Genomic DNA, 18,845 nt, shown 5'->3' on the forward strand with positions numbered 1-18,845 from the left:
ACTCCGCCTTCTTCACCCTTTCCGCCCTTCCTGCCCGGATTGCAGCCAGGCGCAAATCTGACTGCCTGCACACCGGAACGAGCGCCGCCGAGCGTAGGAATGCGGCCCTCATGGCGTTCGTCCGTCGTCGGCGCGGGCCAAGAACATGCTGTCGTCCTGCGGCTCCGCATCGCCGGGATCATGCACCGGAACGGTTGTGCGGGCGTCGCCGGATTGTACTTCGGATGACCGCGCGCCGGCGGCCTGTGTGCCGGCCGAGCGCATAACGAAGAGCGGTGCTTCGCGCCAATCCGGCTGCGCTGGCGATACCGGGGTCGGCGGATCGGATGCAAAGCCGCCGCCAAGAACCGGCACGAGGGTCGCGACATAGGCGCGGGTCTCGGCGGGCAATGTGCCGCCCGTCGCGAGGTATTCGTCATAGCGGGCGGGGCCGGCATTGTAGGCCGCGAGCATGGCCGCGACATTGCCGTAGCGGTCCCACATCTCGCGCAGGTAAGCTGCACCGGCGAGGATGTTGTCGCGCGCATCATAGGGATCGCGGCCGAGGTGATAGCGTGCGCGCAATCCGGCCCATGTGTCGGGCATGACCTGCATCAATCCCATCGCGCCGGCCGACGAGATCGCGCGTATGTCACCCGCGCTCTCGGCGCGCAGCACAGCCGCGATCCAGTGCTCCGGAATACCGAAGCGCTGCGCAGCTTCGGCAATGTGGGCCGCATAGGGATTGCTCGCGGGCCTGGCGATGGAAGGCGCTGGCTGAGCGAAAGCAATCGCATCGAGTACTACCGAAAGAGGAAGGCCGGAAAGGAGAAGGAGCGCTATGCGCCGGGCAGCAGGGCGACGCCCGAATGGATGCTGGTGGTGGCGCGGCCGGATGCGCGGGTGCGGCATGGCTCAGTCCTTCCCGCCCCGCCTGGGCCGGTTCCAGTGCAACGACCAGGACGTCGCCTCGGCGCTGTCGCGGAACAGATTCGCGCGGATCGGATGCGGCAGCGCGGGGTCATCGATCAGGACCGAAAGATATTCACCGGCCTTCTCGCCGGTGCGTTTCCACGCCGCGCCGATCTCGGGCGCTGCATCGTTCGCCCCGTGAAAGATGCGGTAGTCGGGGGCGTTCTCGGCATCGGAGGGTTCGGCCGGAACGATGCTGACTTCGCGGTAGAGCGTGAGCGTGTGGACGCGCCCGACGAAGTGCGTTTCCTCGCGTGTGAATTGACCGATCTGCGGCATGGAAGGTCTCCTGCATTTGGGGGTGGATCTGCGGGGTCAGTGCGCCCCTCATTGTGTTTGGGCGCGCCAAACGAAGCGGCCGTCGGCTTCCTCATCGGTCCAGAGCGGCCGCGCCCGACCGATGACGGAATTTGCGGGGATAGGTCCGAAATAGCGGCCGTCGAGGCTGTCGCGGACCTGCCAATTCATGAGGAAGAGTTCGCCCTCATGGACGGTGCCGCAGCCCTGCCAGACAGGAAGTTCGCGGCCCAGGCTGTCGCGCTCCAGCGCTTCGCCCATCTCGATCCCGTCCACCGTGATCGCACGGCCGGTGCGACAAACGCGCTGCCCGGGAAGGCTGAGGACGCGTTTGAGGAGCGGCACGCCGCGTCCGACATAGCCACGCTCGACCATGAAGTGGGCAAGCGGTTCGGGCGGTATCACGGCGACCAGTTCGGGCACCTCGATCCGGTCTGCCGGCTCGACGGTGTAGAAGCCGACCGGCGCGCTCGCCGTCGAATTCCAGATCAGTTTGGTGGGCGTCTCGACAGTGCTGGCGGCGGCGATGCCGATGACCGCCAGCGCCGTCACCATGAGGGTGCGGCGGCGCGTCATGGGTCGATCCTCCGGCGATGCAGCCAGGCGGCGTGTCGCTCGGGCGTATAGACGTGCGGTTCCAGGCCGGCGCTCAGCCGGTTGTGGACGTGCCGCCAGTGATCCGGCGCGGCGTCGGCCGGATCGAGGCCGAGCGCTTCCACGGCGTCGATGGCGGCAAGCGCGCGCTGCACCTTTGTCCAACTGTCGAGACGCAGCAGGATGTCGCCACCGGGGCGGACGAAGGGCAGCGTCTGGAACGGCTCGCCGCGACGAACCGCGCGCACGATGTCGATGCGCGAGATGATTGTGCCATGTTCGCCGGCCGCCCAGCGGACGAAGGCGAAGACGCTGTCCGGCGCGAAGCCGACGATGCTGCGGCGGCGGTCGAGGATCTTCTCGTAGCTCTTGCGGCCGAACCTGACCCAGTGCTCGACCTTCTGTTTCTGGAAGGTCAGCTCGACCAAGGTGGTGAAGGGTTGAGGCCCGTCCGGCAGCGGACGGCCGTGCATGCGGTGGGCCGGCTTGCCGGTCATGTCGGATCTCCCTCGCTGGATGGAAATTCACGGGCGAGCAGGTCGCGCAGCATGTCGGCGACGGTGATCCCGCGCCGGAAAGCCGCGACCTTGATGCGCCCGCGCAACTCGGGCGTGATGTCGATCGTGAGCCGGGCAGTGAACGCGTTCTCGGCGGCTTTGCCGTCCGGCGGCGTTCCGGCCGCCTTGATCCAGCGCTCAGCATCACCTGGCCGGGATGCGAAACCGCGTTTGCCTGCGCGCCCGGTCATGGCGCCCTCCCGATATCGAGGCGGTCGATCTCGTCGGCCAGCGTCGCGACCTCGCGCGCGGCCAGGCTGTCACTGTCGATCTCGGATGCGAGGCGGCCGGACTGCGCGGCATCGGCGAAGACGACGCGCTGGCCGATAGTGCTGGCGAGCAAGGGAGGATCGTGGTCGGCCAGCGTCTCGGCCGTCTCGCGGGCGATGACCGTGCGCACGCCGCAACGGTTCAGAATGAACCGGGCGGCCAGTTCGGGCCGGTAGATGCGGGCTTCGTTCAGAAGCGCCAGCATCTCGGCGGAAGCCCAGCCGTCGAACGGCGAAGGCTGCACCGGGATCAGCACCAGGTCGGCGGCGAGCAGCGCCGAGCGCATGAGGCTGGCGACACGCGGCGGCCCGTCGATGACGATCGTGTCGGCGTCGCGGGCCAGCTCCGGGGCCTCGCGGTGCAGCGTGTCGCGGGCAAGGCCAATGACGCCGAAGGCGCGCGGCAGGCCCTCATGGGTGCGGCGCTCCGACCAGTCCAGAGCCGAACCTTGCGGGTCGGCATCGATCAGCGTGACGCGCTTTCCCCTTCCGGCCCACTCACCGGCGAGATGCAGCGCGAGTGTGGTCTTGCCGACGCCGCCCTTCTGGTTGAGGAGCGCGACGATCATGGCGCACCTCGCTGGGCGGCACCGGCACCATGGCTCGCCTGCGCGCGCGTCAAAGAAGAAGAGTTAGATTCTCTGTTAGAGTCTTCTATAGAGTCCGGCGCACGATTTGCGCCCAATGTCCCGATACTGCGTGCGCCTAATGTCCCGATGGGATTCACACGGGTTTCCACAGGCACTGTGGATAGGTTTTCGGGAAGGAAACGCAGCAATTCGCGTCCGTCTTCCCATTCGATCTGGAGGCCATAACCGGGCAGCGACTGGCGGGCGGCGATGCGGCGCAGATCCAGCGCGAAGTCGGACGGCCGCGCCAGGCTGCCGGATTTCCGGTGAAGGTGAGAAACCTCGAACGCCCAGCCCTCGGGCTGCCGCCCGGCGTGCTTGCGGGCGACGCGATAGAGCCAGCGCTCGATGCCGCCGGTCAGCCGGAAATAGGCCGGATCGATGGTCAGCACCAGCGAACGGTCGACGACGCTGTTGTAGAACCATTCGGGCAGGACGAACTCCATGCCCTCGACGCGGCCGGCACGCGTCGTCATCTCTTCCCATTCGTTGATCCATGAAAATTGCCGCCGCCGCCAATGCCGCCCGCCCCGGATCGTGGTGGCGATGACGGTCGATTGCAGGCGCGTAAGCGCGGCCTTGAGCAGCAGATAGTCACGATTGCCGGTCGCCCGCCCGATGGCGCGCAGGAGCTGATAGGGCATGAAGCGGAAGAAGCGCGACGTGGCAAAGCCATTGTTCTCGGCCGCGACGATCTGCGAGGCGGCCCAGATCAGCACATCGGCATCCCATATCGTCGCCATGCCGTGCTCGGGCATGGCGAACACCTGCACTTCGACATCGGCGGCCCGGTAAGAAATCGGTTTGGTGCGCGGTCGCTTCGCCAGCGAGAAGAACGGCCGTTCCATGAGATCACGCTGATCGCGGGGCGATGCGTCACCGGTTGCGACCACAAAAGGATCGAGGTGGCTGCGCTCGCTGGATGTGGTGCGGCTATCTTTCGGCATCGCGGCCTCAGCGGCCGTGCCGGGCGGCACCGGACGTCGGCTCGGATTCGTGCCGCTTTGCCGGCAATACGCTGCCGCGCGGATCGGAGGTGGAGGTGACGGCGCCGCTGTCGGCCCAGGCGCGCAGGTCGTCCACCGAATAGACGACACGCCCGCCGAGCTTGCGATAGGCGGGGCCGGTTCCGTAGGTGCGGTGCTTTTCGAGGGTGCGGGCCGAAAGGCTCAGGAAATCTGCGGCTTCCTTGGTGCGCAGGTAGCGCGGCGGGAGTACGGCGAGATCAGGTCGCATGGGTCGGGCCTCCGTGGGGTTCGTTGAGGCCGCTGGTGCTCAGCGGCTGTCGAAGGCCACGATGGCGAAAGCGGATCGGCGAGTTGCAGTGGGAAGTTGGGGGGTGTTGAAATCCCACAGCGGCGCAATGACCGCCGCGGACTACGGTCGGCGGCGATGTTTGAGAAGCTTGCGATAGCCGCCCGCGATCATGGCCTGCGCGCCTGCGATAAGACCGATGACCGCGTGCCGCGCGGACGCTGCCTGCCATTGGTCGCGGGTCAGCTTGCCGGTGCGGAAGATGACTTCAGCGATTTCCTGCTGGGTGGCGCCGGCACGCCGGCCGTCGAAAGCCTGCAACATGCGCCGCGCACGTGCCCGTTGCTGCCGCGTCAGCCGCGTGTCCGGCGGGACGGTCCGGCCGTGAAGAGCAGCGAGCAGGCGCGTGATCGCCTCGACTCGATCGAACCCTTCGCTCCCAAGTGGCACCAGGGCCGCAAGCGGCGTGTCCGCGGAGACGCCTTCGGCGAGCACGAGATGGAGGTGCTGGCCCTTGCCCACCGGATGCAGGGAATGACTTGTCTCGGATGTGACATGCCGGTGGTCGGAAGCCAAGGCATCCGCCGGAGCGGATCCCCTCGACAGCACTCGCGGCGCAGGCGCTAGAATGACCGCGCTCGTGTCGTCCTCGGGAAGCCAGAAGACGGGTGTCTCAGTGGCGTTGAGGTTTGGCGCGACAGCGAAATCGCAATCCCCACTTTGCGCTTGCCCGCTCGATCAGGTCCGGGGACTGGCGCTGCGCCCTGTGGAGCCTTTCGAAGTCATGCTGGTAATCGTCGTTGCGCCGCAGCCATTCCCATCCGACATCCGGCGCCGTCAGATGATCCACATAGTCATAGGTCGATGACGAACGCCACCGGGTCGTGTCGGGAGACATGACTGCCCTCCAGCCTCGTAACGCGGGTACATGTCGAGACAGGAAGGTTCACCGGACGGGGCGAAAGGCGGAAGCCGGCACGCACGCAATACGTGTTGCAGCCGTTGCAACACCACACGTCAGTGGTGTTGGCCTTCCCGGACCAGCAGGCGATAGCCGTGGGTGGTCATCCAGCGGGCGCGGGCGAGATGACGGTCGTGCACCTTACGGGCGCGTTCGGGTTCGCCCTCCGGGTCGAGGCCAAAAAGGATCGACACCGCTTCTCGCCAGTCCGCACCGTCGGTGGCCGCATCTAACAGACGCAGATAGAGCTTCATATGCGCACGGTCATAGTCCGTGAACGTCGCACAATCCGGCGGCTCGTCGAGAAAATCGACGTGTGTCATGGAGCCTTTAACTCTCTCTTATCTTTGTTGGAGGCGCTTGTTGACCACGCTGCAGTTGCAGAACTCAGGCTCGCGCATGCAATCGAGCTTGGCTGCAGACTATGGCGACGAACGGGATTGGCGGTGTTTTTCATCGACCAGCAGCACTCCGATACCCCGGTCGGAATCAAGGAAGATCACGCCGTTGCCTTCAAAAGCCCTTCGGACTTGATCGCGCGTGGATTCATACACCTCAAGGCCACTCTCGGATTCGAGGCGTTTCAATGCGGTCAGCGATACCCGGGCCTTGTCGGCAAGCGTCTCCTGCGTCCAACCAAGCAGCGCGCGTGCGGCCCGCGATTGTCGGGCGGTGATCATGCATGATCACCTCCCATCTGGACCTGCGCGCACGCCAGAACTACGGCTATTATAGTCGTTCTTGTGCGCCTGAGCCAGTCATAATGGCCTTGAAAGCTTCATTGGAACTGAGGCTGGCTCGAACTGATTCGGTCGCCTACCAATGCGATTGGCCCGCCCGGAAAATCCGGGCGGGGCGTTTCGCTTCTGCCTTACTCGCCGTTGCGGCGGGTGGGGCGGGACCAGATGAGGCTGTAGCCCTCGCCGTCCTCGTCGTCGAAGAGGTTGGCGTAGATCGGGGCGGTGAAGCTCGGATCGTCAAGCTTGAGGCCCAGATAGTCGCGGCCCTCATTCGAGCACTTGGACCAGGCGGCGCCGATCTCCGCGCGGCCCACCAGGACGCGGTGGCTGGGGGCGTTCTCGCTGGCCTGGTTGGTGTCCGGGACGATGCGGACGTTCTTGGCCTGCACGTTGAGAGTGACGATTTCGCCAGCATATTCGTTGCCGGACTTCTTGAAGGTACCGATGGTCGCCATGTCAGTTCTCCTTGATCTGAAGCTTCGAGCCCGCACCATGCGGCCTCGATGGCGATCGGTTGGCCGGAGGCGATCGACGGCGCACCCCGAAGGGGCTCGACAGCAAAGGAGGAACTTTCTTGTTCCGCGCGGAATGGCGGCGCAGCCGACAGGGGAAGAAAGTTATGACGACGCTGTTGCGTCATAGGTGATCGAGGCGTCAGCCGTCCTTCGGCCAGATCTGGCCATTGGAGAGGCCGCTCCGGTGCGCTCGATCCGGTCGGGATCACATGGAGAACGTGGTGACCCACCGCGACCGGCGGAAACCGGTACTTTGTTCAGCGCGCGGGTTTCGTATCACGACAGGCAGGCTCGTCGCATTCCCCGACACGGCGACGGCACACGAACCGCCTCCGCCCCCTTTGCCGGGTTACGGGATTGGAGCCCACTGGATTCAGGCATCGCGAGTAGCGGATGTTCGGTGCCTCGTATACCGTCGGCCGGTCGCCGCTCCATCACCGTCCAGCACGATGACGAAAATGGCGTCCCGGCTGCCCTGGTCCGCCCGCTCACATTGTCAGCCGGCTCAGGCCGTCGCGATGCCCTGTCCGGAGGCTTCGGGCACGGCCAATGCCGTCACCCGGACAAATGCCGTTATGCCGACCGCAGCCGCGCCGATGACTGAGAAGACCAATTGCCAGGTTTCGGACGGCATGGTGTGACTGACGATGCCGCGCGTCGCATAAAAGCCGGCAAGGGCTGCCGGAGCGGCGAAGGCGAGCGCGACGAGCAGCCTCAACCAGGTCGAACGCAGGACGGCGAACAGAACCTGGCCGATGCCGAAGGTGGCGCCAGCGGCGAAAGCGCCGGTGAGGAAAGCTGCGAATATTCCGGCGCCCGCCTGATGCGACCAGAGCCCGACAGTCATTCCGACGAAGAACGGCAAGGCAAAAACCGCGAGGGTGAAGAGCAGCCAGCACAGCAGGCCAATGGCTGCGAACGAACCGAGAGTACCAAGAACGAACATGGTGGTGGTCTCCGTGAGAATAGGTCTGACGGTCGCGCCATCCACCACCACCGCGGCGCGATCGCCAGCATAGCCGAAACTGGCCTGCTTCGGGAGCGGAAATCGCGCCGATCTCCGCTCCGGAATGTGGTTCGCCTCCGGTCAGGAGACGAAGGGATCGATTTCGCCAAGGATCGCATCGTCGTCACCGTCATATTCGGTGGCGGGCATGGCCGAGACGGTGCCGTCGCCGGCGCGAAAGACGACGATCACGGTCATCAGGGTGGCGGCGAGGCTGAAGGCGAAGGCGTGGGCTTGATCGAGGGACATCGTTCCGGCTCCTGTCTTGGAGGCGGGAGACCATCTCCCGCGCGACAGGCGCCCGATGCGTCTGGCTGGTGGCCGCGATCACCGCGGAGGCGAAGCCTCAAGGCCGCACGCTTGCGTAGCGGACCCTTCACGGGTTGATGGCGTCAGGCCATCGGCCGGACCAAGGATCAGCGCACAGGAAGCGGGGGATAGTGGACGGCCGCGGGAACAACGCCGCATTTCCTCAATGCTCCAGTCGATCGCCATCCCAGTTCCACGCGGGTACTGCGGTCAGCGTCGATTGAGGCGTGCGATTGAGGTCTACTCATTGCAGCCGTAGATGCTGCCCTCAGCTATGTTCCGTCAGCGGGGTCTGCATCGCCTCGGTAGCACCATGTCGAGACATCGATCATGACAGGCGGCGTGGCACCATCATCTCCGTCAGGACCTTCTCGATTGGCACGACCGTTAGGTAGCCAACTGTCAGTGGAATTGGTGTCTTGTTCGCCCAATTTGCGCCGACCATCTTCGTCGCCCTGAAAGCGTTGTAGCAGGCGGCACCCAGCGCCTCCAATTGCTCTAGCAGTTCGCCAAGCGAGCGTTGATAGCCCAGCCTTTCGGCGAAGGAGCTGTCATCACCCAGTTCACCAAGATCGCGCAGGAAGTCGAAGATGCTCGCGGCGATCTCCTTCGCCTCATCGGCAATCGCCTCGTCGGCATGGAAAAGATAGGCGTTGGCCTCATACGCCACTCGGGCCAATCCTTCACCGCTCGTCACTCGCGCAACGTTCACCCGCATATGGTCAGGGAATTGCTTCTGGACCTCCTCGTCCTGCACCTTTCGCATACCTTCGAAGAGGGCATGCACACCTTTTATGAATTCAGGATCCTCGAACACATCCGGGTTGTCATAGCCCAGCCCGCGGGCAAGCGCGCGCCGCGTGGTAACGCTGACTGTATGACCTGCCTCGATCCGCTGAATGGTTCGCACATCAAGCCCCGAAGCAGCGGCTAGCGCCTCCTGCGACCAGTGCGACGACTCCCGGATGCATTTCGTCCAGAACGCCAGAAACTTCGGATCTTTGGTATCCATCTCAGTCACTATTGTATCCTCGCTATCAGACCGGCTGCTGAATAGATGGACAGTACTGATACCCATGGTCGGACGACACGACAGAACCCCGACAGGGTGCCGAAAGTGCTAGCAACGGGCTCAAGGACACTCTATTTCATCTTTCATGGATAGTCGGCTGTCTGCAACATTTCGATGGCGGCGCTCACGCGCCGCCGAACTTCCAGACGGAGATACCGAGCTTCCTGGCCTTGTCGGCGAGGTTCTCCTGAATCCCGGTGCCGGGGAAGACGATGACCCCTATCGGCAGGACGGCGAGCATGGCATCGTTACGCTTAAAGGGTGCGGCCTTGGCGTGTTTGGTCCAGTCGGGCTTGAAGGCAACCTGCGGGACCTTGCGCGTGTCGGCCCAGCGTGCGGCGATCTTCTCGGCGCCTTTGGGCGAGCCGCCGTGCAACAGCACCATGTCGGGATGCTTGGCGTGAACTTGGTCGAGCCTCGCCCAGATCAGGTGATGATCGTTGAAGTCCAGCCCCCCGGTGACCGCGACCTTAGGGCCTGTGGGCAGCATGACCTCGGTCTCTGCCCGGCGCTTGGCGGCGAGAAAGTCGCGACTGTCGATCATTGCGGCGGTCAGGTGGCGATGGTTCACGCGTGATCCGGTCCGCGGCGACCAGGGTGATCCGGTGGCGGCGAGGTAGCAGTCGGCGGCGCTCTCGCGGTAGACCTCCAGGCTGTCGCGCCGCTCGATCAGGGATTCCCCGCTCTCGATCAGACGCTCGAGCTGCACCGATTTGACCTCGGATCCGTCCTGTTCGCGCTGGAGGCGCTTCTGCGCCTGCTCGTTGTCGTCGAGTTTCCTTTCGACCCGCTCGGCGGCGCGGTGGAACATATTGACGCTCGACCAGAGCAGTTCGTCGAGGTCGAAATCGAGGCAGGTGTCGGCCATGGTGCCGATGAGCGCGTCGAAGATGTCGGCGACGGCGCTTTCTATTATGCGATCGTCCGGGGCAGGTCGCGGATCGGGTTCGCCCTCGGCGGGACGCCAGCCATAGAGCTGAAGCTCTTCAAGGACGTGGTTGGTCGGAGATGCGCTGTGGTGCGGTTCAAACTCGTCATGCTCGCTCATGGGATGCTCCGTCGATAGGGCCGCGACCCTCGCGGCCTTCATGGCGACGAAGCCCGCGGGCGGGCCGGGCCTGCACCCGGAGCGAAGCGGAAGGGCCGAAGCGCGAGCGGAGGATGGCGGATACCGGCTATTTTGTCTCGCGATGGAAAGGCGCGTAGTGCCGCCGGAAAATAGCCGGTCTTCGCCATTGCCGGCCCGGCCCGCTTGTGGGCCGATCGCCCTCTCGAAGGCCGAGGCGCGGTCCCCGTCCGGCGACTGAGCGCATCCGGGCGGGCATGGCGGCATCGCACCGCCCGGCATCTCCCTTCCGGCTATGCCGCCAACGACATGAAGCGGGCGACGTCCTCGGGTGGGAGTTGCGGGCGCAGTCTGGCCCTGAGCGCATCCAGGCCGAGATGGCGGAGATCCTCGTTGAGATCGCCCATCGCCGGCGAGAGCACGATTGCCTCGATCCCGGCCGCGCTCGCACGGTCGATCAGGCTGTCCCGCGCGCCGCCGCCGGCCGGGTCGTTGTCGCGGACGATATAGAGCCTGCGAAGCTCTGGCGGGAACAGGATGGCGGCGAGATGGGCGGCGGACAATGCGGGCGCGACAGCGAGGTCGGGCAGAACCTGTCTGAGCGACAGCATGGTTTCGATGCCCTCGCCGGCGGCCATGACGGTCCCCGGCACTCCAACGCGGACGGCGTGACCGAGTAGATCGCCCATCGCCTTGCGCTGTGTACCGATCGGCGCCTTACCGGAGCCGTCCGGGGCAAGCCAGGTGCGGTGCGCGCCGGTGATCCTGCCATCGAGGTCGGTGACGGCGGCGATCATGGCCGGCCAGGTCTCGGTCGGACTGTGCTCATCGGGCCGATAGTAACAGCGCGGATGAAAACGCAGGCTTCCGGTTCCGTGCAAAGCCGTAATGCCGCGTTGGCGCAAATACGTTTCCACCAGCGTGCCCGCGATCGGTTGCGACATGGCGAACAACCGCCGCGCCGCTTTGGCCGAGCCTGCCGGCGCACGCGTGCCGGCGTGCCTCCTCGTCCAAGATTCCGGTTCGGGATGCGGCAGGCTGAGAAAGCGTCGGGCTTCCGCGACCACATCGGCGAAGTGGAGCAATCCGCAACTCTCGCGGATGATGTCCAGCAGATCGCCATGTTCGGCTGAGGCTGCATCGGTCCACTTGCCGGCCGGCCCCTTGGGCGAATCCTTGAGCCGCACGAACATCGAGCGGCCGGGCGTGTTGCGGGCATCGCCGACCTGCCAGTAATTGCCCTGGCGGCGGCCGTTGGAGAGATAATGGCGACAAACCGCCTCGGCCTGCCGGCCGAGACGGTGCGCGAGATCGGAGGCGTTGAGGCGGGCCATTACGCAGCCTCCCGCTCGGAAATCCGCGCGAGCGGATAGGTTTCGAGCAGTCTGCCGAGAACGATCGGGCCGTTTGCATCCACGGGAACGAAGAAGCGGAGTGTCCATGAGTTGATCTCGGTGAACAGTCCATAGGCGCGCAGGCGATCGCGCATGGCTTCGGTGAAGCCGGTCAGTTCGATGCGGTTTGCGCCCATGACGCGGACGCGGCGAAGCTGAAGACCCTCGGCCAGGTCGAGAATGGTCCGCCCGTCGATAAGTGCGGCATGGGCGTCCTCAGGGGCAAGGCTGTCCGTGCCGGTCGATGCGGCGTTTGCCGCCCAGGCCGGTGACACGCGGCGGCCGATGATGCGCTCGCCATCATCGGTCTGGAGCCGATAGACGCGCGTCGATTCGTTGGGCAGGCGCTTCCACACGGGCAGGAGCAGGCCAGCGACGATGTGCAGCGTGCTATTCTCGTATTCCGGCACTTCGTCGAGTTCACGGTTCCAGGCCGCCGCGAAGGACCTGCGGTCGGCTTCCCGCCAATGGCTGCCGGCCATCGCCTTGAGGGAAGCGTGGTGATGCTCCATCGGCCGGACGAGGCGGACACGGCGTTCGATCTCGCCATCGTCAAGCATCAGCGAGGGCGCCGGAAGCTGGACGGCGGCGCGGTCGGATTTGCCGTTCACCAGCAGCTTGCCGATATCGGCATCGGCATGCGCCAACGCATCGTCCAGCGACAGCGGCCGGTTGCGCCGTTTCTCGGAGATGGTGAGCAGCCGGGTTTCCGCGCCGCTTGCCGGATGGGTGTAGATGGTCTTGCGGTCGGTGACGACGAAGCTCTCCGCCGTCAGCGTTTCCAATCCTAAATCATAGAGGCCGCTGGCGATCGCGCCCTGCACCCTGGCGTCGAGAAGTTGCTCGAAGGCGGTGAACAGGATGCCCTGCAGCTCGATGGTCAGCGCCAGCAGACGGTTGAGGAAGGTGGTGATCGGCGGCAGCTCGTCCTTGATGCCGTTGGCATCCATCAGCTTGAGGCCGGTGGCGCTTTCGAAGCGTTCGAGCGAGCATCCCTCGATCTTGCCGCGCACGATCAACATATAGAGCTGGCGCAGGGCGGCGCGCGCGTAAGGGCTTTCCAGATTGTCCTCGGGACGGAACAGGCCCTGGCCGCCGGTCTGGCGCTGCCCGCGCGTGATCGCGCCGAGCGTGTCGAGCCGCCGGGCGATGGTCGAGAGGAACCGCTTTTCCGCCTTCACATCCGTGGCGATCGGCCGGAACAATGGCGGCTGCGCCTGGTTGGTCCGATTGGTGCGGCCGAGGCCCTGAATGGCGGTATCGGCTTTCCAGCCCGGCTCGAGCAGATAGTGGACGCGCAGCCGCTGGTTCTTCGCGGTGAGGTCGGCATGGTAGCTGCGACCGGTGCCGCCCGCGTCCGAGAAAACGAGGATGCGCTTCTGGTCATCCATGAAGGCGGCGGTTTCCGCGAGATTGGCGGACGGAGCGCGGTTCTCCACGGCGAGGCGGTCGCCCGTGGCGTCGGCACCCGACTTGCGCACGATGCGGCGCGAGCGGCCGGTCACCTCGGCCACCAGATCGGTGCCGAAGCGCTGCACGATCTGGTCGAGCGCGCCGGGAACCGGCGGCAAGGACCCGAGATGCTCGATCAACTCGTCGCGCCGGGCGACGGCTTCGCGGCTTTCGACCGGCTGGCCATTCCGATAGACCGGCCGCGATGACAGATTGCCTTCGCCGTCGGTGAAGGGCTCATAGAGCTGGGTCGGGAAGGAATGCTGTAAATAGGAGCCGACATATTCCCGCGGCGTCACGTCCACACAGATGTCGTTCCACTCCTCGGTGGGAATTTCGGCGAGGCGCCGCTCCATCAATGCCTCTCCCGTCGAGACGATCTGGATGACGGCGGCGTGGCCTTCCTCCAGATCGCGCTCGATCGAGCGGATCAGGGTTGGCGTTTTCATGGAGGTGAGAAGATGGCCGAAGAAGCGCTGTTTGGTGCTCTCGAAGGCCGAGCGCGCGGCGGATTTGGCCTGCCGGTTGAGCGTGCCCTCGCTGCCAGTGATGTTTGCGGCCTGCATCGCTGCGTCGAGGTTGTTATGGATGATCTGGAAGGCCCCGGCATAAGCGTCATAGATGCGGCGCTGTTCTTCGGTGAGCCTATGCTCGACCAGCTCATATTCCACGCCGTCATAGGAGAGCGACCGCGCGGTATAGAGGCCGAGCGAACGCAGATCGCGCGCCAGCACCTCCATCGCCGCGACGCCGCCGTCCTCGATGGCTTCGATGAACTCGGCGCGCGTGGCGAAGGGAAAATCTTCGCCGCCCCAGAGCCCAAGCCGCTGGGCATAGGCGAGATTGTGGACATTGGTGGCGCCGGTCGCCGAGACATAGACCACACGGGCATCGGGAAGTGCATGTTGCAGGCGCAGGCCAGCGCGCCCCTGCTGGGAGGGGGCGACGTCGCCGCGTTCGCTCTTGCCGCCGCCGGCGTTCTGCATGGCATGGCTCTCGTCGAAAAGGACGACTCCATCGAATTCCGAGCCCAACCATTCGACGAACTGCTTCACGCGCGAAGCCTTTTCCCCGCGGTCGTCAGAGCGCAGCGTGGCATAGGTCGTAAAAAGGATGCCGTCAGTCAGCGTGATGGGCTTGCCCTGTGGGAAGCGCGACAGCGGGGTCACCAGCAGGCGTTCCATGCCGAGCGCCGACCAGTCACGCTGCGCGTCCTCGATCAGCTTGTCGGATTTGGAGATCCAGACCGCCTTGCGCCGGCCGCGCAACCAGTTGTCGAGGATGATGCCGGCCGACTGGCGACCCTTGCCCGCGCCGGTGCCGTCACCGAGCATGAAGCCGCGCCGGAAGCGGACGGCATTGGCGGCGTCGGCGGGAGCGGCCTGGACGAGATCGAAGGTCTCATCCACCGTCCACGATCCGGCGAGATAGTCGGAATGCGCCTCGCCGGCATAGATCACCGTCTCGAGCTGGGCATCGGACAGCACCGAATGGATGTTGGACGTCAGCAACGGGCGATAGCTCGGCTTCGGCGGTGCGACACTCGCCATCGCCGCCGACTGCACCAGTTTGGTCGGATGCGCCTGAGAGCCGGGAATGCGGACCGACTGCAATCCGTATGCCTCATAGATGGCGTCAGTCAGACGCGTACCGTCCGGCGGCGTCCAGTCCACGGTCTCATAGCCCAGTTCCACGCCTTCGGGATCGGCGGCGACGGATGCGGCGGGACGCGCAGCGGCCGGGCGCGCGAGGTAACCGCGAATGGTTTTCGGCGTGGCGTACGAAGCCGCTGCACCAGGTTTCGGCAATGAGACCGGCTGCCGCGGCGGCACGTGCGCCTCGATCCAGCCAAGCAGGGTAGCGACATCGGGCGCGGTGTCGGGCGATGCCGGAAACACGGCCGGATCGCCGGCGGGCACTTTGTCGAAGACGGTGAGCCGCGTCGGCAACGTTGTGCCGTGCCGGGCGTAGACCGAGCCATCGATGGTTGCGGTGAAGACGACACGGCCGCGCTCAGCCAGGCGGACGAAGGCGTCCCGCCAGTCTGGCGCGTCTGGCGCGAAATTCGCACCGGTGATGGTGACAAGCCGTCCGCCGGGAGCAAGGCGGGCCAGCGCCGAGGCGACATGGCGATAGCAGGCGTCGGCCATCCGGCCCGACACGTTCGCCATTGCCGAGAATGGCGGGTTCATCAGCACCACGCTCGGGATCGCCGCACGATCCAGATGATCGTCGATCTGGGCGGCGTCGAAGCGGGTGACGTCAACGGCCGGAAAGAGGGAGGCGAGCAGGTCGGCGCGGGTCTCGGCCAGCTCGTTGAGGAGGAGCGCACCGCCGGAGATTTCGGCGAGGACCGCGAGCAGGCCGGTACCGGCCGAAGGCTCCAGCACGATGTCGCCCGCCGTGATGCCGGCGGCGGTGACGGCGGCGAGACCGAGCGGCGATGGCGTGGAAAACTGCTGGAGCGCCTGGCTCTCCTCGGAGCGGCGCGTATGTGTCGGCAGGAGACCGGCGATCCTGGTGAAGGCGGAAAGCCGTGCAGACGGAGACGCGGCTTTGCGGAATAGCGCCTTTCCGTATTTGCGCAAGAACAGGACAGTCGCCGCCTCGCAGGCGTCATAGGTCATCTTCCAGTCCCAGGCGCCGGAAGCGTCTGAAGAGCTGAAGGCGGTTTCCATCGCGGTGCGCAACGTGGCAGCGTCGATGCGCTGGCCGCGTTCGAACTGGGGGAGGAGCTGGCGGGCCGCCGCTAGGATGGCGACTGAAGGGTCGAAGGCGGGAACGGACGAAAGCGGCGCGGCCTGCGCCGCCGCGCCTGGGAAAGCATTCTGCATGGGAAGTGCCTCGGGAGAGCGGGAACGGGACGAACCCGCTGGTGCTCTCTCTCGACCGCACGGGCTCAAACCCGTCCCGGCCCACCTCTCACTCGAACTGCCCCGAAGGGTCCTCTATCGGATCAAATGGGCGCAGCCGCGCTTTCGCAGAAAGGCCTGCATCGCTTCCGAAATTGGTGGCTCGATATCGAACACCCCGAAGCGCTGCCGAAAGCGATCCCATTGTCGGCCGAGATGCCCTTTTCGGCGTGCGCTCGGGCAAAGCCAAATCCAGTCGAGTCGCCAGGGTCTCTCGCCCGGGTGGCCCTGTGGCCGGAAGGAACAAGCGCCGATGATGCGTCCATCATCATCGGAGAACAGAAAACCGACAGCGTCGGGGTCGTGACCGGCATCAAGAGCCCATTGCGGAAAGTCGTATCCGAGCTCGCGTTTGAACTCGAGCGCTCGATCATACACTTCCTGGCGCTTCCATTTCGGCGAAGCCGCGTCAACCCATGCGGCATCCAAATCCCGCTCCAGCGCCTGCATGAAACGCCTATGGGGCCGAGGCTCGATGATCGAGAAGAGCTTGCGGTGGAATGACCGATGCGACTGCTCGTCGGTGCGGGATCCTTTGACATAGGTCATGCCGCAAGCGGGGCATTCGACAGCTTTGGATTCCGGGCGCTTGCGGTACTTGGGCGCACGGACCGTCAGCCATAGTGCTTGACCGTCGGTATCCGCCACATACTCCACCCGATAGCCGTGAGGTGTCTTGAATCGCGTTGTTATCCGGCCGTTCCATTCGCGATGGGGTGCGGTCAATGTGACGGGTTCCAATCGGTGGCGGTTTTCCTCGTAGAAGAGAACCGAGATTTCCTCGCCGGTCACATAGGGCGAAGCCGTCAGCCGCCCGCGGAGGCGATCGCAGAGTTCGGAGACATCGATGCGGAAGCCCAGCCTCTCCAGCCAGATGCAGAGCGCGGCCGCGTCGACGGCCGAAAGCTTCTGAAAGCCATAGACCTCGTCATTTCGCCGTGCCGGTCGCGGAAACACCCAACGAGATGGCAGGCCCAATGCCGCTGCGAGCGTCTTGAGATCAATGACCGCCGGGGGATCGAGGCGGCGATCCTGTGAAAGCAGATAGTCCTCCAGTTCGGCGTCCGATGCCCATCCTTCTTCCGCAATGCGTTTGTCCATCGTATTCGGCCAGCGGGACGTGACCGGGGCCGGTCTTTGCAAGGCCTGCCAAATCGCCTCTATGGTCTTGGCCTCGATCTCCATGTGCCTCCTCGCACCGCCGAACGAATCAGCGAACCGAACCTGATGGTGCCACGAGCATTGTAAATCGGTCTCGAAGTCATTGCCTGAAACGAATGCGGTCCGGCACGCCCCGTGGCTGGGAGCGAGAGAAACGCAGAGAACTTCCGTGTGAGTCGAAGCGGAAGATGCTATATCTGCATGCGAACGGAACGGGAACGGTGATTCTCCGAGGGGTGGAATGGGCAGTATTCTATGGACAGAAACAAACAGGCCGTCGGAACGGCACATCGTGGTGCACGTGCACCAGGACGGCATGCCCAGGATGGATAAGGGCTACTTCTTTGTCAGCGACGAGAAGGACTGGGGCGGATCGGGGCCGTTCGATATGCGCCTGGACGAGACGATAAAGAGGGCTGAACAGAGAGCCGGTGAGCTCGGCATCGAGACCGTTATCGTCATTCCTCGACCGTGATGGATTCTCGAAATCGCTCAATGGACGTGCGCAGTGCCCGCGATCAGCACCGATCTTTTCAATAAGAACTTCACGACGACGCCAGAATCGCTGAACTCGGCGATTCGGGCGTTCTGTCGCGATATCAACCCGAAAGATGACCCGGTCTACGTGCCGGTCGCGCCGGACGCCGCCGCTATGCGTTCGGAATGCTTCAACAATGTAGCGGCCAAAGTCGCAATCGAGGGTGGGACACTCGTCTATGGCTGGCTTATGTGGGAGTGGCCGCGTGTCTTCGTGGAAGCCGAACACCACGCGGTTTGGGAGAAAGACGGCACGCTGGTCGACATAACGCCACCCCTAAACGGAGAGCAGCGGATTCTCTTTCTTCCGGATCCGACGCAGACTTATGACTTCGCCTCGCAGAAGCGCCGGATCAACATCAAGCGAAATTCTAGAGTGTTTTCCGGTGTCGACGGTTGGATAGCTGCCGTAGACAGGTTGCAGCAGGCAATCGAGGACAACTCGACAGGCAACCAGGTTAGGCTTGAGCGATCTTATCTTTCCGCCTTGGGGCGCGACATACAGAACAGCTTGGCCGCCGTGTTCGTGGACCTTGCCCGGGCGACGCGGCCGAATGACCCCTGTTTTTGTACAAGCGGCAAGAAATTCAAAAAGTGCTGCGGCCCGCTGGTTCAGGTCTATCCATGATGCCCCGCTTTCGCCGGTCATGATTGCGCTGTCGAAGCATGCCTTTGGCCCGTCTACTGGAACGACAGCCCTGCCTGTCTGGCGTGAAGAGTAGTCGCGCGGCCGTAGACGGACGAGAGATCGTGCGGGGCGGCCGGAACCGCCCCGCCAAAACGGTCACTCGGCAGCGACGAGGTGTTCTTCTTCGTCACCGTGTGCGGCACTTTCCGCGTCATCCCCGGCGAGGAATTCCGGCAAGTCCTCATTGCCAGCCTCGGCACCGCCCTCGACCGGCTCGCCGTCGAGATCGGCCACGCGCAGCGGCTCGGGCAGCCAGCCGGTATCGGCCAGGAGCCGTTCGGCCTCGGTCGCCATGTCGCCCTTCTTCATGTGGTCGATAAGCTGGGCGGCCCGCTCGCCCGCGCCTTCGCGGACGGCTTCGAGAATGCGCGCCTTGGTGACGCGGCCGAGATAGTTGCCGACGGTCGGCTTCCAGCCTGCTGCCACCATGTCGAGGCCCGTGGCGTGCTGGAGGCGGTCGGCCTGCGCCAGACGGACGTCG

General features: G+C 64.8%; 22 protein-coding genes and 1 pseudogene. 2 read left to right on the forward strand and 21 right to left on the reverse strand.

All coding sequences use genetic code 11. The features are described from left to right. Positions 1-108: 108 nt before the first annotated feature. The 20 genes from NUU27_RS20875 to NUU27_RS20970 form a co-directional block, all read right to left on the reverse strand. The gene (locus NUU27_RS20875) at positions 109-891 is read right to left on the reverse strand and encodes a lytic transglycosylase domain-containing protein (RefSeq protein ID WP_257764168.1); all 783 of its coding nucleotides are present in this window, start codon (positions 889-891) and stop codon (positions 109-111) included. A 3-nt stretch (positions 892-894) separates the two neighbouring features. Further along, complete coding sequence (locus NUU27_RS20880; RefSeq protein WP_257764169.1) at positions 895-1,230, reverse strand: DUF736 domain-containing protein; 336 nt, start codon at positions 1,228-1,230, stop codon at positions 895-897. 48 nt (positions 1,231-1,278) lie between these two features. Then, a complete protein-coding gene (locus tag NUU27_RS20885) occupies positions 1,279-1,824 on the reverse strand; it encodes a S26 family signal peptidase (RefSeq protein WP_257764171.1) in 546 nt (181 codons plus the stop codon). Beyond that, positions 1,821-2,339, reverse strand: a complete 519-nt coding sequence (locus NUU27_RS20890; RefSeq protein WP_257764172.1) for a DUF2840 domain-containing protein — start codon at positions 2,337-2,339, stop codon at positions 1,821-1,823. Before NUU27_RS20890 ends, NUU27_RS20885 begins: the two co-directional genes overlap by 4 nt. Further along, entirely contained in the window at positions 2,336-2,590 is a 255-nt protein-coding gene (locus NUU27_RS20895; protein WP_257764173.1) for a hypothetical protein, read from the reverse strand. The genes NUU27_RS20890 and NUU27_RS20895 overlap by 4 nt, the downstream gene beginning before the upstream one ends. Continuing rightward, positions 2,587-3,237, reverse strand: a complete 651-nt coding sequence (gene parA, locus NUU27_RS20900) for a ParA family partition ATPase (protein ID WP_257764175.1) — start codon at positions 3,235-3,237, stop codon at positions 2,587-2,589. The genes NUU27_RS20895 and parA overlap by 4 nt, the downstream gene beginning before the upstream one ends. Then, the gene (locus NUU27_RS20905; RefSeq protein ID WP_257764176.1) at positions 3,234-4,244 is read right to left on the reverse strand and encodes a replication initiator protein A; all 1,011 of its coding nucleotides are present in this window, start codon (positions 4,242-4,244) and stop codon (positions 3,234-3,236) included. The genes parA and NUU27_RS20905 overlap by 4 nt, the downstream gene beginning before the upstream one ends. A gap of 7 nt (positions 4,245-4,251) precedes the next feature. Further along, a complete protein-coding gene (locus NUU27_RS20910) occupies positions 4,252-4,533 on the reverse strand; it encodes an AlpA family transcriptional regulator (RefSeq protein ID WP_257764177.1) in 282 nt (93 codons plus the stop codon). A gap of 141 nt (positions 4,534-4,674) precedes the next feature. Then, complete coding sequence (locus NUU27_RS20915) at positions 4,675-5,127, reverse strand: DUF2285 domain-containing protein (protein ID WP_257764179.1); 453 nt, start codon at positions 5,125-5,127, stop codon at positions 4,675-4,677. A gap of 97 nt (positions 5,128-5,224) precedes the next feature. After that, the gene (locus NUU27_RS20920) at positions 5,225-5,449 is read right to left on the reverse strand and encodes a transcriptional regulator domain-containing protein (protein WP_257764180.1); all 225 of its coding nucleotides are present in this window, start codon (positions 5,447-5,449) and stop codon (positions 5,225-5,227) included. Positions 5,450-5,568: 119 nt separating this feature from the next. Then, complete coding sequence (locus NUU27_RS20925) at positions 5,569-5,835, reverse strand: DUF2285 domain-containing protein (protein WP_257764182.1); 267 nt, start codon at positions 5,833-5,835, stop codon at positions 5,569-5,571. A 99-nt stretch (positions 5,836-5,934) separates the two neighbouring features. Beyond that, the gene (locus NUU27_RS20930) at positions 5,935-6,192 is read right to left on the reverse strand and encodes a helix-turn-helix transcriptional regulator (RefSeq protein WP_257764183.1); all 258 of its coding nucleotides are present in this window, start codon (positions 6,190-6,192) and stop codon (positions 5,935-5,937) included. Between the two features lie 191 nt (positions 6,193-6,383). Then, positions 6,384-6,707, reverse strand: a complete 324-nt coding sequence (locus NUU27_RS20935; RefSeq protein WP_257764185.1) for a DUF736 domain-containing protein — start codon at positions 6,705-6,707, stop codon at positions 6,384-6,386. A 565-nt stretch (positions 6,708-7,272) separates the two neighbouring features. Further along, a complete protein-coding gene (locus NUU27_RS20940; protein ID WP_257764186.1) occupies positions 7,273-7,713 on the reverse strand; it encodes a hypothetical protein in 441 nt (146 codons plus the stop codon). Positions 7,714-7,854: 141 nt separating this feature from the next. Further along, positions 7,855-8,022: a hypothetical protein gene (locus NUU27_RS20945; RefSeq protein ID WP_257764187.1), complete on the reverse strand. Its 168-nt coding sequence runs from the start codon at positions 8,020-8,022 to the stop codon at positions 7,855-7,857. Between the two features lie 388 nt (positions 8,023-8,410). Next, positions 8,411-9,094, reverse strand: a complete 684-nt coding sequence (locus NUU27_RS20950) for a helix-turn-helix domain-containing protein (protein WP_257764197.1) — start codon at positions 9,092-9,094, stop codon at positions 8,411-8,413. Between the two features lie 184 nt (positions 9,095-9,278). Next, positions 9,279-10,202 (reverse strand): DUF2493 domain-containing protein, encoded by a 924-nt coding sequence (locus NUU27_RS20955; protein WP_257764188.1) that lies wholly within the window; start codon positions 10,200-10,202, stop codon positions 9,279-9,281. Between the two features lie 311 nt (positions 10,203-10,513). Beyond that, entirely contained in the window at positions 10,514-11,554 is a 1,041-nt protein-coding gene (locus tag NUU27_RS20960) for a toprim domain-containing protein (RefSeq protein WP_257764189.1), read from the reverse strand. Further along, entirely contained in the window at positions 11,554-15,900 is a 4,347-nt protein-coding gene (locus NUU27_RS20965; RefSeq protein WP_257764190.1) for a strawberry notch family protein, read from the reverse strand. The genes NUU27_RS20960 and NUU27_RS20965 overlap by 1 nt, the downstream gene beginning before the upstream one ends. Positions 15,901-16,014: 114 nt before the next feature. Continuing rightward, positions 16,015-17,163, reverse strand: a complete 1,149-nt coding sequence (locus tag NUU27_RS20970) for an ESCO family N-acetyltransferase (RefSeq protein ID WP_257764193.1) — start codon at positions 17,161-17,163, stop codon at positions 16,015-16,017. A 217-nt stretch (positions 17,164-17,380) separates the two neighbouring features. Here NUU27_RS20970 and NUU27_RS20975 point away from each other — a divergent pair, with 217 nt between their 5' ends. Both NUU27_RS20975 and NUU27_RS20980 read left to right on the forward strand, forming a co-directional pair. Beyond that, a complete protein-coding gene (locus NUU27_RS20975) occupies positions 17,381-17,614 on the forward strand; it encodes a hypothetical protein (RefSeq protein ID WP_257764195.1) in 234 nt (77 codons plus the stop codon). A gap of 33 nt (positions 17,615-17,647) precedes the next feature. After that, positions 17,648-18,304 (forward strand): SEC-C metal-binding domain-containing protein, encoded by a 657-nt coding sequence (locus NUU27_RS20980; RefSeq protein ID WP_257764196.1) that lies wholly within the window; start codon positions 17,648-17,650, stop codon positions 18,302-18,304. Positions 18,305-18,460: 156 nt separating this feature from the next. Here the strand turns inward: NUU27_RS20980 and NUU27_RS20985 are convergent. Next, a pseudogene (locus tag NUU27_RS20985) lies at positions 18,461-18,845 on the reverse strand (DNA-binding protein); the annotation flags it as partial.

Source organism: Nitratireductor sp. ZSWI3, assembly GCF_024655565.1.
Lineage (GTDB): Bacteria > Pseudomonadota > Alphaproteobacteria > Rhizobiales > Rhizobiaceae > Nitratireductor.

Bases quoted from the DNA above. Each gene is read 5' to 3' on its own strand.
- NUU27_RS20875 (WP_257764168.1), bottom strand. From the start codon at position 891: ATGCCGCACCCGCGCATCCGGCCGCGCCACCACCAGCATCCATTCGGG.
- NUU27_RS20940 (WP_257764186.1), bottom strand. From the start codon at position 7,713: ATGTTCGTTCTTGGTACTCTCGGTTCGTTCGCAGCCATTGGCCTGCTG.
- NUU27_RS20970 (WP_257764193.1), bottom strand. From the start codon at position 17,163: ATGGAGATCGAGGCCAAGACCATAGAGGCGATTTGGCAGGCCTTGCAA.
- NUU27_RS20910 (WP_257764177.1), bottom strand. From the start codon at position 4,533: ATGCGACCTGATCTCGCCGTACTCCCGCCGCGCTACCTGCGCACCAAG.
- NUU27_RS20920 (WP_257764180.1), bottom strand. From the start codon at position 5,449: ATGTCTCCCGACACGACCCGGTGGCGTTCGTCATCGACCTATGACTAT.
- NUU27_RS20930 (WP_257764183.1), bottom strand. From the start codon at position 6,192: ATGATCACCGCCCGACAATCGCGGGCCGCACGCGCGCTGCTTGGTTGG.
- NUU27_RS20945 (WP_257764187.1), bottom strand. From the start codon at position 8,022: ATGTCCCTCGATCAAGCCCACGCCTTCGCCTTCAGCCTCGCCGCCACC.
- NUU27_RS20955 (WP_257764188.1), bottom strand. From the start codon at position 10,202: ATGAGCGAGCATGACGAGTTTGAACCGCACCACAGCGCATCTCCGACC.
- NUU27_RS20975 (WP_257764195.1), top strand. From the start codon at position 17,381: ATGGGCAGTATTCTATGGACAGAAACAAACAGGCCGTCGGAACGGCAC.
- NUU27_RS20905 (WP_257764176.1), bottom strand. From the start codon at position 4,244: ATGCCGAAAGATAGCCGCACCACATCCAGCGAGCGCAGCCACCTCGAT.
- NUU27_RS20895 (WP_257764173.1), bottom strand. From the start codon at position 2,590: ATGACCGGGCGCGCAGGCAAACGCGGTTTCGCATCCCGGCCAGGTGAT.
- NUU27_RS20960 (WP_257764189.1), bottom strand. From the start codon at position 11,554: ATGGCCCGCCTCAACGCCTCCGATCTCGCGCACCGTCTCGGCCGGCAG.
- parA (WP_257764175.1), bottom strand. From the start codon at position 3,237: ATGATCGTCGCGCTCCTCAACCAGAAGGGCGGCGTCGGCAAGACCACA.
- NUU27_RS20950 (WP_257764197.1), bottom strand. From the start codon at position 9,094: ATGGATACCAAAGATCCGAAGTTTCTGGCGTTCTGGACGAAATGCATC.
- NUU27_RS20890 (WP_257764172.1), bottom strand. From the start codon at position 2,339: ATGACCGGCAAGCCGGCCCACCGCATGCACGGCCGTCCGCTGCCGGAC.
- NUU27_RS20965 (WP_257764190.1), bottom strand. From the start codon at position 15,900: ATGCAGAATGCTTTCCCAGGCGCGGCGGCGCAGGCCGCGCCGCTTTCG.
- NUU27_RS20885 (WP_257764171.1), bottom strand. From the start codon at position 1,824: ATGACGCGCCGCCGCACCCTCATGGTGACGGCGCTGGCGGTCATCGGC.
- NUU27_RS20880 (WP_257764169.1), bottom strand. From the start codon at position 1,230: ATGCCGCAGATCGGTCAATTCACACGCGAGGAAACGCACTTCGTCGGG.
- NUU27_RS20925 (WP_257764182.1), bottom strand. From the start codon at position 5,835: ATGACACACGTCGATTTTCTCGACGAGCCGCCGGATTGTGCGACGTTC.
- NUU27_RS20935 (WP_257764185.1), bottom strand. From the start codon at position 6,707: ATGGCGACCATCGGTACCTTCAAGAAGTCCGGCAACGAATATGCTGGC.